The organism is Agrobacterium sp. GW821-FHT02D03 (assembly GCF_059421725.1).
Genome location: NZ_JBWKVN010000002.1, coordinates 269,022 through 283,386, shown reverse-complemented (window position 1 = coordinate 283,386; position 14,365 = coordinate 269,022). Strand labels below are relative to the sequence as shown.

At 57.8% G+C, this 14,365-nt stretch carries 12 protein-coding genes; 1 reads left to right on the top strand and 11 read right to left on the bottom strand.

The annotated features are described in order from the left end of the window. Positions 1 to 45 precede the first annotated feature (45 nt). Positions 46 to 1,176, top strand: coding sequence for an NAD(P)/FAD-dependent oxidoreductase (locus tag AC07U5_RS14795; protein WP_494723450.1), 1,131 nt, complete (start codon positions 46 to 48; stop codon positions 1,174 to 1,176). A gap of 118 nt (positions 1,177 to 1,294) precedes the next feature. On the opposite strand, the gene AC07U5_RS14790 is transcribed toward AC07U5_RS14795, so the two are convergent. The 11 genes from AC07U5_RS14790 to AC07U5_RS14740 form a co-directional block, all read right to left on the bottom strand. Then, positions 1,295 to 2,053 (bottom strand): iron ABC transporter ATP-binding protein, encoded by a 759-nt coding sequence (locus tag AC07U5_RS14790; RefSeq protein ID WP_494723449.1) that lies wholly within the window; start codon positions 2,051 to 2,053, stop codon positions 1,295 to 1,297. Further along, positions 2,050 to 2,991: an iron chelate uptake ABC transporter family permease subunit gene (locus AC07U5_RS14785; RefSeq protein WP_494723448.1), complete on the bottom strand. Its 942-nt coding sequence runs from the start codon at positions 2,989 to 2,991 to the stop codon at positions 2,050 to 2,052. Before AC07U5_RS14785 ends, AC07U5_RS14790 begins: the two co-directional genes overlap by 4 nt. Then, positions 2,984 to 3,934, bottom strand: coding sequence for an ABC transporter permease (locus AC07U5_RS14780; RefSeq protein ID WP_494723447.1), 951 nt, complete (start codon positions 3,932 to 3,934; stop codon positions 2,984 to 2,986). Before AC07U5_RS14780 ends, AC07U5_RS14785 begins: the two co-directional genes overlap by 8 nt. Then, positions 3,931 to 4,830 (bottom strand): siderophore ABC transporter substrate-binding protein, encoded by a 900-nt coding sequence (locus AC07U5_RS14775; protein ID WP_494723446.1) that lies wholly within the window; start codon positions 4,828 to 4,830, stop codon positions 3,931 to 3,933. The genes AC07U5_RS14780 and AC07U5_RS14775 overlap by 4 nt, the downstream gene beginning before the upstream one ends. A 57-nt stretch (positions 4,831 to 4,887) precedes the next feature. Then, complete coding sequence (locus tag AC07U5_RS14770; protein WP_494723445.1) at positions 4,888 to 7,191, bottom strand: TonB-dependent receptor; 2,304 nt, start codon at positions 7,189 to 7,191, stop codon at positions 4,888 to 4,890. Between the two features lie 60 nt (positions 7,192 to 7,251). Next, on the bottom strand, positions 7,252 to 7,539 hold the full coding sequence (locus AC07U5_RS14765; RefSeq protein WP_494723444.1) for a DUF2218 domain-containing protein: 288 nt from the start codon (positions 7,537 to 7,539) through the stop codon (positions 7,252 to 7,254). 504 nt (positions 7,540 to 8,043) lie between these two features. Continuing rightward, positions 8,044 to 10,035, bottom strand: coding sequence for an alpha-glucosidase (locus AC07U5_RS14760; RefSeq protein ID WP_494723443.1), 1,992 nt, complete (start codon positions 10,033 to 10,035; stop codon positions 8,044 to 8,046). 80 nt (positions 10,036 to 10,115) lie between these two features. Further along, a complete protein-coding gene (locus tag AC07U5_RS14755; protein ID WP_062442204.1) occupies positions 10,116 to 10,970 on the bottom strand; it encodes a carbohydrate ABC transporter permease in 855 nt (284 codons plus the stop codon). 3 nt (positions 10,971 to 10,973) lie between these two features. Further along, entirely contained in the window at positions 10,974 to 11,903 is a 930-nt protein-coding gene (locus tag AC07U5_RS14750) for a carbohydrate ABC transporter permease (RefSeq protein WP_494723442.1), read from the bottom strand. A 76-nt stretch (positions 11,904 to 11,979) separates the two neighbouring features. After that, positions 11,980 to 13,206: an ABC transporter substrate-binding protein gene (locus AC07U5_RS14745; RefSeq protein WP_494723441.1), complete on the bottom strand. Its 1,227-nt coding sequence runs from the start codon at positions 13,204 to 13,206 to the stop codon at positions 11,980 to 11,982. A gap of 51 nt (positions 13,207 to 13,257) precedes the next feature. Further along, positions 13,258 to 14,334 carry an ABC transporter ATP-binding protein gene (locus tag AC07U5_RS14740; RefSeq protein WP_494723440.1) on the bottom strand — a complete coding sequence of 359 codons (1,077 nt, stop codon included), beginning with the start codon at positions 14,332 to 14,334 and terminating at the stop codon, positions 13,258 to 13,260. Positions 14,335 to 14,365: the final 31 nt, after the last annotated feature.

Below are 14,365 nucleotides of genomic sequence, written 5' to 3'. Positions count from 1 at the left end.
GGCGGTTCTTACACCCATCATCACAATCGAATGAAAGCCTATCCCATGACTGACAATATCATTTCGACAGCCGTCATCATCGGCGCCGGTATCTTTGGCGTTTCCACAGCTGTCCAACTGGCGCGCCGTGGCGTCAATGTGACGATCCTCAATGACGGCCCACCTGCCAACGGCGCCTCCGGCCGCTCGCTCTCCTGGCTGAATTCGGCGCGCATGCGCTCCGAGCCGTATCACCGGTTGCGCGTGGCGGGCATCGATCGCTATCGCACGCTCGCCGCAAAGAACCCGGACGCAGACTGGCTGCGCTTTGACGGTGGGCTGACCTGGGATGCCGATGACGAGCGAAACGAAATCGACGCCGCCTATCGCCACGAGGTTTCAATTGGCTATGACGCACAGCGGCTTTCGGCGCAGGATGTCTCCCGCGTCGTGCCCGGTCTCGACACCAGCGGCATTACCGCGCAAGGCGCGATCTTCAATCCCGGCGAAGGCTGGGTCGATCTGCCTACGCTGATCGGTTTGCTGCTGAAGGAGTTTTCCGAACTCGGCGGCGTTGTCGTCACGGATCAAGGTGCTGCCAAGGTGGTGATCGAAGGCGGGCGCGCAATCGGGGCGCAAACCGCCAAGGGCGATCTACATCGCGCGGACACCGTTGTTCTCGCGACCGGTCCGGCGGTGCCGAAAATGGCTGCTGAGAATGGCCAGACCATCGGCGACGACACACCGGTCGCCCTTCTAGTTCAGACCAAGCCCTTGGCTCATCCCTTGCGTGCCGTGCTGAACACACCGCGTGTTGCTGTTCGTCCAGCGCCTGGCGGCACATTTTCGCTCGATGCAGACTGGGCGGCCGACGAGGGTGTGAGCGTTAGCGCAGACGGTAGCTACCAGGTCCACGAGAGTGTGATTACCGAGTTACTGGCCGAAGCTGCCAAAGTGATGGAGGGTAACCCCAAACTCGAGGTTGCCTCCGTCGGTGTCGGCGGAAAGCCGATCCCTGGCGATGGCGAGCCGGTAATCGGGGCGATGAAAGACATACCAGGCTACTATGTCGCCTTCAGCCACAGCGGCGCGACCCTCGGTCTCATCGTCGGCGAATTGCTGGCCTATGAGGTCGCGAGTGGCGCTGAACATCCAATGCTGGCGACCTTCCGGCCTGAGAGGTTTAAGCTCGTCTGAGCATGGATTGACGCTCTTGAGATAATCAGCCTGCCACCATGTGGCGGGCTTTTTCCTTTTTTTTCATCCCGAAAGTGGGTTCGGAAAACCGGACTCGCGCGAAAACGCTGGTGGCGTCTTACTTGAAATGCAAAACGACCGGCGTGCCGTCGATCTCCTCGACGCGCATGTCGAAGCCGTATATTTCGCCGAGCGCGGAGGGTTTGATAATCTCCCGGGGAGGGCCATCCGCAACCACGCCGCCGTTCTTCATGGCGATGATCCTGTCTGCATGGGCTGCAGCCTGGTTGATGTCGTGCAGAACGATGATGATGCTCTTGTTTTCCTCATCGGCGAGCGCACGCAAATGCAGCATCAATTCGCGCGCGAAATACATATCCAGATTGTTCAGCGGCTCATCGAGGAGAATGTAATCCGTCTCCTGCGCGAATGTCATGGCCACCAGCGCGCGTTGCCGTTGTCCGCCCGACAGCGTGTCGATGAAACGGTCTGCGAGATCGCTGAGAGCAAAACGAGTAAGGGACTTCGCGACAATGTCCCGATCCATGTCCGTCAGCCTACCGCGACTATGGGGAAAACGTCCGAAGCTGACGAGCTCCCTTACCCGTAACCTACTCGTGACGACTGAATCTTGTCGGAGGATGGCGATGATTTTTGCCAATTCCCGATCGTTGGTTCCACCCAATCGGTGGCCATCGATAGTGATCTTTCCCGATTGAAGCGGTTGCAGGCGTGCAATCAGAGAAAGAAGGGTCGATTTGCCCGCCCCATTTGGGCCGATCAGCGCCGTCACGCCGTGTTTGGGGATCGTCAGCGAGACATTCTTAAGAATGGTCGCTCCCGAATGGCCGACCGACACGTTTTCGATAGTGATCATTTGCGACTTCCTGCGATGAGAAGCAGAAGAAACACGATGCCGCCGACAAACTCGATCACCACGCTTAGTGTCGAACTGTTCCCGAGGGTGTGCTGCAGCAAGGCCTGGCCGCCAACAAGAACGATGACAGCAACGAGGGCGGCGGCAGGCAGCAGTATCGCGTGCCGCCTGGTGTTGACGAAGCGTTCGGCAAGCGCGACCACCAGCAGACCGAGAAACGCCACAGGTCCCACCAGGGCTGTGGACACTGCCACGAGCGCTGCAACCAGAACCAGCAAAGCTGCTGTTGTTTTTGTCCACGAAATACCAAGACCTGTAGCGCTGTCCGGTCCGAGAGCGACGATGTCGAGCACATGTCTCGACCGCCATGCGATAACGAGGGCCATTGTGGTCAAGATCGTTGCAACAGTCAGGAGATCGGTGCGCACACCGTTGAAGTTCGCAAAGCCGGCGGTCTGAGCGACTGCGAATTCATTCGGGTCTATCAGCCGGGCAAGCAGCGACTGGAGGCTGCGAAACAGAATACCGATGACGATCCCAACGAGCAGCATCAAACTCATATCGATCCGTCGCAAGAGCATCGGCAGGAGGATGGCGCTGGCGAAGGCCATCAACAGAATGACCTCTCCGCCGAACTTCAGGTGAGGAGACAGGGACGCGTAGCCGAGGCCGCCGAAGACGAAGACGAGCAGCATCTGACCAAACCCGTAAAGGGCATCGAGCCCCATGATCGACGGGGTCAGAATTCGATTGTTGGTTACGGTCTGGAAGATCACGGTGGAGACGGCGATCGCGACGCTCACCTCGATGAGAGCGATGAGCTTGGTGGCGCGCAGCCCGATGACGAAGCCAATGTTGCCTTTGAGGCCAATCGTCAGATAGGCAGTCATCGTGGCCGTGGCGAGTAGAGCCAGGAACAGCAGCTTTCGATCAAGCATGTTTCGGCCGATGAATGAGAAGATAGAGAAAGATGAGGGCTCCGACGCATCCCAACACGGTTCCAACAGGAACTTCGTACGGAAAATTGATGGTTCGCCCGAGGATATCGCAGCCTAAGACGAGGGTGGAGCCTAGAATCGCAACAACGGGCATGGTGCCACGCAGGTGATCTCCCACCAAGCGTGAGACGATATTCGGTACGACGAGGCCAACAAACGGAATGCCGCCAACGATGACGGTACAGAGCGCCGAAATCACGGCAACAATCACCAGCCCAAGCTGGAGCATCCGGGCGTAATCGATCCCCAGGCCCACACTGGTGTCGCGACCGAGAGCCATGATCGTCAACCGATCTGCGACAAGCCAGGCAATGACCAGCATTGCGCCACTGATCCACAGAAGCTCGTAGCGACCTCGCAGGACGCCGGAGAACTCGCCATTGGTCCAGATTGCGAGATACTGAAGAAGGTCTGCCTGCCAAGCGACGAATGTCACCGCCGCACCGATCACACCACCATAAACGATGCCGAACAACGGCACGAGGAAGGGCTGCGTCGGCGGCAGGCGATGGGCTGTCATGAGAAAGACAGCAGTTCCGCCGAGAGCCGTGGCGGTCGCGACAACGCTCTTCAGCAGCAGGCTCGCCGATGGCCATAACAGCGTCACGGCAAGCACGCCAAGCTCGGCACTTTGTGACGTTCCTGTCGTGGACGGTTCGACATAATTGTTGCGAGCAAGCGTCTGCATGACCAAGCCGGCGAGAGCCAGGCTCGCGCCGACAAGGATGGCCGCTAGCGTTCTCGGCAACCGGCTGACCATGAGAAGTTCAACCGTCCCACTGTCTGAGACGCCGATAAACAGGCTGGCCACCGCTAAGGCGAGGAGAACACCTCCACATATAAGCGTCGGTCGCCACAAAGCCCTATGGCCTTTATCGATCATTTCGCAGCGTTGAAGGCGTCGGTGATCACCTGAAGAACCTTGCTCGTCGACTGAACGCCACCCGCGGCAATGTAGAATTCGGGAGCCGGGAGATAGATCACCTGTCCTTTTCTCCACGCCGTCGTCTGAGCGACAAGCTCATTGTCGAGGGTCGTCTTTGCTCCCTGTTCGCCCGATCCGATCGCCGAGCCGCGGTCCAGCACCAGGAGCCAATCCGGGTTCGCCTTGTTGATGAACTCAAAAGAGACCGCCTCACCGTGATTGGCGGCCTTGATGTCCGGCACGGCCGCCTCAAGATTCAATGTCGCGTGCACCCAGCCAAACCGGGAGCCCGGACCATAGGCCGTGACCTTCGGCCCATTGGTCATGACGATCAGAGCTTTTCCTTTGCCTTTGACCGCCTGTTGCGCAGCACGGACACGTTCATCCAGATCCGCCGAAACCTTTTGTGCCTCGTTCTGCTTCTCGAACAAGGCACCATAGGTCGCCAGACGCTCCTTGGCTTGAGCGACGAGGTCATCTCCCAGCATGGTCATGTCGATTGTCGGCGCGATTGCTGCTGTCTGATCGACCTTGGTAGACGATCGTCCGCCGAGAATAATGAGGTCTGGACCAAGAGAACTAAGGGCCTCGAGATCGGGTTCGAAAATGTTTCCGACAATCTCGGCTCCCCGCTTCAAAGGCTCAAGCGTTTCGAGGTAAAGTTTTTCCGGAACACCGACGGGTTTCACTCCGATACTCGCAAGCGTATCGAGCGCAGCCATGTCGAACACGGCCACACGCTCAGGCTTCTTAGTAATAGACACAACGCCTCTTGCGGTTTGGACATCGGTTGCCTGCGCGTATGAGACGGAGGAGGTGATGGCCAAGAGAGCCGAGAGCAAGAGCAATTTCATGTGGTTACCTCAAAGACGAGTTGCATGTAGCCGTTATCGCAGGGCAAAGACGAGCGATTAAAAATCGAACGACGCCGAAACCATGAAGGTGCGAGCAGCACCCGCTGCAAGCCATCCGCGAGCGGATGAGGCCCAATAGTATTGGTTAAAGACGTTCTCAACATTGGCGCGCAGTTCAACAGCTTTGCCGTTTTCGCGCTCGAATTTGTACCGCGCACCCAGGTCAACACGTGTCCAGCTGTCGACCTTCTGGGTATTCGCTGGATCATAATACGTGCTACCGCTGTAGATCACTCGGCCGGTTGCCGTCAGCCCTTCGGCCCATGGCAAGTCGTACTCGCCATACAGACTGATTGACGTCTTAGGAACTCCCGGCGCGGTGTTTCCGTTAACGACCACTCCTGAGGGTGTTCTGGAATTCCGAAGTGTTGGCTCCATAAATGTTACGCCGCCAAGTAAACGAAGACCATCAAGCGGTTCGCCGTAGGCGGAGAGTTCCAGCCCGCGATTTACCTGAACGCCATCAACTGAGAAATAGCTCAGCATGGGCGATGCCAAAGGATCGGCTGGAAATGCGGGATTCGGCTGTCTGTATGTATAGGAATTTGCTTGCCTGATTTCGAAAAGAGCCGCAGTTAGCATAATTGAGCCGGTATCGTACTTTGCACCGATCTCCTTTTGCCTGCTGACGAAAGGAGGAAAAACTTGATTAGCATTTCCATTGGCGCTGGCTGGGGCGACACCCCCCTCTGTGAGCGCTTCAACGTAGTTAGCGTAAAGGGAAAGATCGTCTGTCAGTTTGAAATTAGCAGCGACGGCAGGACTGAATCTCGCCTCCTGGTAAAGGTAATTGCGGAACCCAGCCGGTCCCGCGGCCGGACGCGTGTTGAAGCCTTCCGACCGCATATCTTGATAACGACCTCCGACTGTCACCTCCAACCTCTCGTCGAAGAACGACATCGTGTCTGATACCGATATGCTGGTAGAGAGTAGCTCGGCAAACCTTCCTAGATTGCTAGAACGTGGTAGCCCTGCGGTATTCACGGAACCGCTTGATATGTAGGTTGGGTCATAGATGTTTGTTGTATAGGTCGGAAAACCGAGGGCCGCTGGATTAAAGTAGCCACGGTTGTTCTGGCTCAGTGACATGGATAAGGACGCGTTGAGCTTGTGCTCAATCTCTCCCGTTTCGAACTCCGAGCGGATGCCAGTCTCGCCAGAGTATCCGATGATCTCTTGGGGGTTGTAGCCAAACGCAACGCTGGCATCCCCATTAGAATTCAAGATCGTGTAAGACGATGTCAGAAAATCTTCCCTGTACCTGCTAGCGCCCGCCGCCGCATAGATTGTCGTGTTGTCCAAGACATCGTATTCAAGGCGCCCAGAGACCATGTTGTAGGAACTGTCGAGATATTCGAACGGGTTTGCCGTGTTGATCCTGCCGTTTGGCGCGCGGGGGATGGGGCTCAATCCGGCTGAAGCGCTATTGAACAGAGATGTCGGCGAGTCCAGCTTCTGTGTCGAGTGACTGAGATCAAGTGACGCACGGAAGTCTTCGCCGCGATAGTCTATCCCGAGAGACGCCACACCGATCCGCGTATCATTATGATCGAGGCTGGTTTCACCACCCCGGAAAGAGCCGTTGGCGCGGATGCCCCACTCATCGCCTTCACCGAAACGGCGGCCAACGTCAGCATGGGTCCAGAGTTGTGAATCGCTGCGATATCCGGTCGTCAGCCGCGTCAAAGGCTCATCTGCCGCGCGCTTTGGAATGAGATTGATGGTGCCGCCCACACGCCCGATGCCGCCACTGATGAAATTGCTTGGGCCTTTCAGCACCTGAACCTGTTCAATCCCCTCAAGGAAGTGTCGGCGCGGATTGGCGATATAGGGAAGCCCGTCATAGAAAATGTCCAGATTGACGACGGGGAAGCCACGGATCAGGAACGAGTCACGCTCACTGAAGGGAGGCGCATCCGCCCGAACAGAAGGATCATTGAGCGTGATGTCTGCGACGGTTTGCGCCTGTTGATCGCGGATCAGTTTGGCCGTGTATGCGGTGATGCTGAAAGGCGTATCCTTGATCGGGCGGTTGCCGAGTGCGCCGAGCCGGGCTTCGGTCGATACCTGACCGCCACTGAAGTCAGCCGCTGTCTGTCCGATGGTCGCCGTGGCCGGCTTGCCGTCGCGCGCGCCTCGAATGACGATCGGCTTCAATACCGTTGGCGTCGTCGACCCATTTTGAACGGGCCCTGCGTCCTGACCCTGTGCCAATGCCGGCTCCAGTGCAAGGAGCGATACACTTGCAAGTATAGCGAAGCCATAGCTGTTCATTCGAACGCCATAATTAAGAACAGACATGTTGTCCCCAGTCCCCTCAATCCAAAAATCTTAAACTATTCGTCGTTGGAGCAGCCAACATCAGGCGAGCGGGCGCCACACAAACGCGAGCGACTCCTTGAACGCGAAGCGTTCGATGTGACGCTGGACGACATCTTGTAGAACCGTCAGGTCTTCGCTTTTGTGCGCTGTGACCTCGATGACCAAGTCTGTATCGTTTGCGCTGAGGCGCGCCTCACCGAGCGGCAAAGCGATCTTCGATGAAAGCGGCGTGAACTCCGTCTCGAATTTGTGTGCCCAGTGCTTCGACAGTTGCTGCAGATAGCGGCTCGCGTGCTGGGTTTCGACTTCAACTCTACTGCTGGACATACATGCATACTCCTTGAGAGCGCCGTGCCGCTCCGTCCCAGAGAGCAACTACAAACGCATGTCCGCAATCTCAAAGATGAGTAATAGAGTCAAGTCTTGATGCATACTCGAGGTCGAATATCCCCACAGTATGACGATCTTCTCAGTCAATTTAAATCTATGGTAGTAACCAGGGGATGCGGCATTCGTCGAATACTCGCTTAGAGCGTCTCCAGGTGGGGTGCTGGTAAGTCGAATGTTGCTGGATCGTACAGCAAGAGTTGAATGTGCCGCGGAACGATCCCTGAACCAGGGCGCGATGGATCGACGCAGGGAAAGCGATATCCAGTTTGCGGCACCAAAGGCGTTAAGGGCGCTATGGTGCTCCTCACACTGCTGGCGCGCGGCAAGACAGCACGAGCACCCACCACGACACCCACTGGATGAAAAGTCGCTCTCGATAGGTCGCGTAAGGGAAGATCAGCTTCCATGTAAGCGGGCACCTGCCGTCTCGACGTTCTGCTTTCAGATATCCCGAAGCCCAGCGAAGAGTTCAGTGTTCTTCGAGGCTGTGCGATAGAATACCGGCGGTTTCCCGATTGGTGCGCCGACCGTGACTTCCTGACCGCCATCATGCGTCGAGCCGGTCCACACATGCACCCACTCAGCGTCTCGCGGCAGGTAAACGGTTCGCTCGTTCTGCTCCGCTTGCCAGACCGGTGCGACCAGAAGGTCTTCTCCGTAAAGATAGGCGTCCTGGATGTCATATGTTCTGCGGTCGTCTTCGTGATGTAGGAAAAGCGGACGTTGCACGGGCAGGCCGGTTTCGGCCGCTTGCCTGGAGAGAGACTTCAGGTAGGGCGCCAGGTGAACATAGATCGCTGTCATGCGGGCAAAGTGCGCGAGGACGATTTCGTCCTGGTCGATCTGTAGATTGTCGCGCGGGCGGTTGCCCTCGTGGGTGCGCATGACGGGGGTGAAGGCGGCCATTTCGGCCCAACGCATCAGGAGTTCTGCTGTGCGGACATTGCCGAAAAGGCTGGTGTAGCCCCCGATATCGGAGTGGTGGTAGGCATTGCCGAGCAGGCCTGAGGACAGCGCGCCGGAGATGACCGTGACAAGGCCGTCATGCCTTGTGAAATCCACCGACTGGTCTCCGCCCCACAGCAACGGGCAATGCGCCTGGACCCCGGTGAACCCTGCGCGCATGAAAAACAGTGCCTCGCCGGTCTTGCCACGACTTGCGACTGCCTTCGCGTTTACCTCCGCCCAGATGGTCGGCCAGGCATTATGCATCAGCTTGGCATCCACGCCGTTGGAGAGATGGATGTCGATAGGGAGATATTCGCCGAAATCCGCCATCCAACCGGAGAGGCCATAATCGAGCATGTTCTGGCCAATGATCGTTTCGGCAAACCAGTCCATCGCTTCCCGGTTGGTGAAATCCACCACGCCGCAATCGAACTCGCCAAAATCGACCAGCGCCGTTTCACCGGCGTCGTTCTTGGCAAAGTAACCCTTTGCTTCGGCCTCCGGGAAGAAGGAGCCATCGACGCAAAGATAGGGGTTCACATACCCTAAGAAACGGATGTCGTTATCGGCAAGCTCAACGATCTTCTGGCGGAGTGCCGGATAGCGTTCCTCGTTGGCTTTCCAGTCCCAAAAGAGCCTTGCGCCGAAAGAGGTGTGGCGCAGGCCAACCCAGTCTTCGCACCACAGTCCGGAGACTTTCACACCGGCCTCGCGGATCTTCTCAAGCCGCGCGAAAGAGTGCTCGCCATCCTTGAGGCCGATGATCGCGCCATTATAGATCCACTCGGGAAGTTCTGGTTGACGACCGAAGCGCAGAGACAACTGACCGACCAGTGCTTTGAAGCTGTCGGCTGCGAAAAACTCCAGGCGCTCCGGCACGGCCCAGGCCTCGATCTCGTGGAAGCCATCACGGCGAAAGTCGAAAACAGAATAGGCCGTGGTTTCCACATGCAGCGCGTAGCGACGCGAGGAGACATAGGTCGGCTGCGGGTAGTTGGTGTGGTAGTAGTCGCCGCCCGCCTTGCTGGTGACGTCTGCCTTGAACGTCAGCTCAGTAGTCTTGTCGCGGCCGACGCCCGGTTCCGATGTCCAGAGCGGGAACTTGCGGCCACGCATATTGAAGTAGGACATCTGCTCGCCGCCGCCCCAGACGCATTCGTCCTTTTCGGCGGCGACTCGCAACCAGAAGCGGTTGATGGATGGATCGAGTGCTTGGGTCCTGATGCTGTTGTCTGCGATGGTCAGGCGGAGCCTCGGCGGTTGACCTTCTCCCGTCGAGAGGGTGACGCTGTCGCTCTCGACGTCCGCTTGGCTTAGCGCGACGCGCTCCACCACGTAATCTTCGATATCGAAATTGCCGCGATACATATCCATGCGCTCTTCGCCCTTACCGACGAAGATGCAAGGGGCATCGGTCGAGTGGCGGAGAACGGTGCTTCCGTTGATGGCCAGTTCGAAGCCGTTGGCTGTCTTTTGGAAATGCATGGCAAACTCTCTCGATGATGGAGCGCTAGGGACGCTGGAGCGAGCGCTTGCATGCGCTCTCTCGGATGACATTGCGGCAACTATCCCTTGATACCGCCTGCGGTGAGGCCGGAGACGACGCGTTCTTGGAAAATCACGATGAGGATCGCAACGGGAACGATACCGACGACGAGCGCTGCGGAAATAACCGGCCACGGGAATGCGAACTCGCCTTGATAGAGCTGGATACCCACCGGCAGGGTTCGAAGCGACGGATTCGAGTTGAAGGACAGCGCCAACAGGAACTCGTCCCACGCATTGACGAAGGCGAGAATGCCTGCGGTGAAAACCCCCGGCGCGCAGAGCGGAACGACAATCTTGAACAGTGCGCCGATACGGGTGCAGCCATCGATCATCGCTGCGTTTTCGAGGTCACGCGGGATACCCTCGAAGAAAGAGACCAACATCAGGGTGCAAACGGGTAGCGACAACACGGTGTAGGGAAGAACAAGCGCAATCCAGGTGTTCAACAGATTCAGCGTGCGCATGATTTCAAAGAGCGGCACCAAGAGCGTCACCAGCGGAAAGGTGGAGACAGCAATGATGGCAGAGAGGATCAGGCCGCGATAACGCAGGTTTAGCCGCGCAAGCGCGTAGGCCGCCAGCACCGAGATGAAGAGCGTTAGGCAGGTGGAGAGCAGAGCGACCATGAAGCTGTTAAAGAGGAAGATGTGCAATGGCTGGTCGGAAAATGCCTGCATATAGTTTGCAAGTGTTGGCGCGTGCGGCAACCATGTGATCGGCTTGGCCGTCAGTTCTGCTTCGTTCTTCAGTGAGGTGAAGAGAATCCAAAGTGCCGGAAACATGCCATTGATGAGAAGTGCGGCTGCAGCGAACAGCCGAAGCGGCCGGCCCGCGAGCAAGGAGGAAAGACCGGGAGATGTTACAGTGCTCATGGCTCAGTCCTTCGTCCTGATGGCGCGCAGATAGATGACGGTCACCACCATGGAAAGTGCAAACATCACGACAGCCAACGCCGATCCGTAACCGAGATCGAGGAACGACACCGTGTTCTGGTGGATATACATGGCCAGCGTTGCAGTGGATGTGCCTGGACCACCGCCCGTCATCATGTATGGAATGTCGAAGGTCTGGAGGGCCGTAATGGTTCTGAAGATCAGCGCAACGACGATGGCCGGCTTCAACAGGGGCAGGGTAATTTCAAAGAACTGACGAATTCTGCCTGCACCGTCCACGTCGGCTGCCTCGTAGAGCGAGCGCGGAATCGTCTGTAGGCCGGCAAGAATGATCAACGCCATGAAGGACGACGTCTTCCAGATGATCGTCAGGCAAATGGCCGCGAACGCCCAGTTGGGCGAGTTGAACCAGATGATCCCTTCGAAACCAAGGCGGTTGAGCACATCATTGACGACACCATACTCGGAATGGAAGAACCACGCGAAGATGAGACCTGCGAAGGAAAGTGGCAGCGCCCAAGGAATGAGAAGCGAAAGGCGAATAGGCCATTGCGTGCGGAAGGGAAGATTGGCAAGCAGCGCCAGTGCCAGTCCCATCAGCAGCGCACCTGGAACGGTAATTAGGGTGATCAGCACCGTGTTCCAGGTCGTCTCCCAGAAGACCGGATCTTCGAGCATCAGGCGGTAGTTATCGAGGCCGACAAACTCAGCCGGCAGGCCGGACGTCAGGGAAAGGCTGAACAAACTCGTGTAGCCGAGTTTCAGCACCGGATAGACGATGATGAGCGCAAGCAGGATGCCTGCAGGCGCTAGCAAGAGGACGGCAAGCGCGCGATCGCCAAGATCGAGCCAGTTCGTCCAGCGAGGAGCGGGTTTTTCCGCACCATGCGTGACGTGCAGAGACGAGGTCATCACCGTCGCATCTCCCAAACGAATGTGAATTGATGTCTAAGGGAGTGCCGGCAACTGCGCGGCACTCCCCAAAACCTTAGCGGATGATACGCTTCAGGCGCGCTTCGATTTGCGCAGCGCCATCTTCAGGCGTGGTAACGCCAGCAAGGACGGCATTGACAGTCGTACGAATTACTTCGCTTACCTCGTTGTAGCGCGGGGTGACCGGGCGAGGCTTGGCGGTCTCGACCACCTGCAGCGCATCGGCGAACCAGGGTGCCGCCTTCAGCACGGCTTCGTCCTTATAGGCAGCAGGGTATGTTGGCAGCAGCGAGCCGTTGACCGCCATGAAGGTGGACGTTCCCTGGCTTGAGAGGTACTCGACCAGCTTCTGTGCCTCGTCCTTGTGGTTGGAATAGGCTGAAACGCCCCATTCCCAGCCGCCGAGGCAGGTTGCCTGTTCGCCACCAGCGACAGCTGGAAGGCGGGCAACGCCGACCTTTCCGACGACCGCCGAATCCTTGCCCTGAGACTGGGCCCAGGCGTAGGACCAGTTGACGGCGAAGACGACGTTACCGGCCTGGAATTCCTTGCGCGTATCGTCCGTCGCGACTTCGGCGATATTCTTCTTCGCTACACCCTGATCGACGAAGCTCTTCCAGAGCTTGAGCGAATTGACCGCTGCCGTCTTGTCAAAGGTCAGCTTGCCGTTCTCCACAAGGTTCTTGCCCTGGCTCCAATAGGGCAGAAGGAAGGTGCAGACGGCGCCTTCGATCGCCTTACCCTGGAAGGAGAGGCCCTGGAGGTCCGGGTTCTTTTCGCCTTCAGCGATCTTCTTGGCCGCGGCCGTCAGCTCATCCCAGGTCTTTGGCGGGGCGATGCCGTATTTGTCCAGCAGGTCCTTGCGATAATAGAGGAACATGGAGTCAGCGAAGGCAGGCAACGCGACTACCTTTCCATTCACGGTATTGGCCTCCGCATAGGCAGGCAGATAGGCCGACATGTCCTTGCCCTCGAACGGCACAGTCCAGCCTGCGGCGGCAAATTGCGCGGGGCGGATGACGTCGAGGATCAGCACGTCAAGCGACGGGTCCTTGGCTGACATGATGGTGTTGAGATACTGCGCCTGGGCTTCCGACGTGTTGCCGCCTGTTTCAATCGCGACCTTCGTGCCTGGGTTGGCCGCCTCGAATTTGTCGAGCACCTGGCGCCAGACCTGCGGTTGATGCTGGCTTGAAATATAGACCTTAAGATCTGCGGCAGATGCCAGAGATGTCGTCAGGCCGAGCGCCAGCAGTGCGCCCGTGATAATCTTGATTGTCATTCCATCCTCCCGTTGAACCTTGAATGCGCGGACCTTTTTATCGTCCTGCTTTTAATTGATGACCCGCTCGCTTTGTGCATCGAACAGATGAATTCGCGATGGATCGATACCGATGCGGATCGTCTCGCCCACTATGGGTCGTGCGTCGGGCGCCATGCGCGCCGTCAGCATATCGTCGCCAATCTTGAAGTGGACGAGCGTGTCAGAACCCAGCGGTTCTACCACCTGGACTTCCGCCGACATCACGGCAGTATCATCGACGACGCCACCAAAGTGCTCTGGACGGATACCGACCAGTATCTCCTGCCCATCCAGCGCACCTGCCTTGCCGAGATTAAGTCCATTGCTGAAGAGGCTGTCGCCATTGCCGAAGAGAACCTTGCCTCCCGACATTCGGGCGCGGGCAAAATTCATCGCCGGCGAGCCGACGAACCCGCCGACGAAGGCGCTCTGCGGCTTGTTGTAAACCTCGTCCGGCGTGCCGACCTGCTCGATCTCGCCACCCTTCAGAATGACGATCCGGTCGGCGAGAGTCATCGCCTCCACCTGGTCGTGGGTGACGTAGATGATCGTCGTGCCGATCTGCTGATGCAGACGCTTGATCTCGGTGCGAACCTGACCGCGCAGTTTGGCATCGAGGTTCGATAGAGGCTCATCGAAAAGGAAGACCTGCGGCCGGCGGACGATCGCCCGGCCCATGGCCACGCGCTGGCGCTGGCCGCCGGAAAGCTGGCCGGGGCGCCGGTCGAGCAGATGAGCGATGCCAAGCATTTCCGCAACTTCATTGATGCGCTTATTGGCGTCGTCCAAGGCGACGCCTCGCACCTTCAGGCTGAAGCCCATATTCTCGCGCACGGTCTTATGCGGGTAGAGCGCGTAGTCTTGAAACACCATGGCGATGTCGCGTCCACGCGGCGGCAGATTGTTCACAACCGTATTGCCAATACGGATTTCACCGCCGCTGATGCTCTCGAGCCCGGCCACCATACGAAGCGTCGTGGACTTGCCGCAACCGGATGGACCCACGAAGACTACGAACTCGCCGTCGGCAATCTCCAGATCGATGCCTTTGACGATGCAAAGCGAGCCATAGCTCTTTTCCAGTTTGCGCAGGCTTATCGAAGCCATTCATTCCTCCCAAGCTCGTCATTGCCGACGA

Bases quoted from the DNA above. Each gene is read 5' to 3' on its own strand.
- AC07U5_RS14795 (WP_494723450.1), top strand. From the start codon at position 46: ATGACTGACAATATCATTTCGACAGCCGTCATCATCGGCGCCGGTATC.
- AC07U5_RS14790 (WP_494723449.1), bottom strand. From the start codon at position 2,053: ATGATCACTATCGAAAACGTGTCGGTCGGCCATTCGGGAGCGACCATT.
- AC07U5_RS14785 (WP_494723448.1), bottom strand. From the start codon at position 2,991: ATGCTTGATCGAAAGCTGCTGTTCCTGGCTCTACTCGCCACGGCCACG.
- AC07U5_RS14780 (WP_494723447.1), bottom strand. From the start codon at position 3,934: ATGATCGATAAAGGCCATAGGGCTTTGTGGCGACCGACGCTTATATGT.
- AC07U5_RS14775 (WP_494723446.1), bottom strand. From the start codon at position 4,830: ATGAAATTGCTCTTGCTCTCGGCTCTCTTGGCCATCACCTCCTCCGTC.
- AC07U5_RS14770 (WP_494723445.1), bottom strand. From the start codon at position 7,191: ATGTCTGTTCTTAATTATGGCGTTCGAATGAACAGCTATGGCTTCGCT.
- AC07U5_RS14765 (WP_494723444.1), bottom strand. From the start codon at position 7,539: ATGTCCAGCAGTAGAGTTGAAGTCGAAACCCAGCACGCGAGCCGCTAT.
- AC07U5_RS14760 (WP_494723443.1), bottom strand. From the start codon at position 10,035: ATGCATTTCCAAAAGACAGCCAACGGCTTCGAACTGGCCATCAACGGA.
- AC07U5_RS14755 (WP_062442204.1), bottom strand. From the start codon at position 10,970: ATGAGCACTGTAACATCTCCCGGTCTTTCCTCCTTGCTCGCGGGCCGG.
- AC07U5_RS14750 (WP_494723442.1), bottom strand. From the start codon at position 11,903: ATGACCTCGTCTCTGCACGTCACGCATGGTGCGGAAAAACCCGCTCCT.
- AC07U5_RS14745 (WP_494723441.1), bottom strand. From the start codon at position 13,206: ATGACAATCAAGATTATCACGGGCGCACTGCTGGCGCTCGGCCTGACG.
- AC07U5_RS14740 (WP_494723440.1), bottom strand. From the start codon at position 14,334: ATGGCTTCGATAAGCCTGCGCAAACTGGAAAAGAGCTATGGCTCGCTT.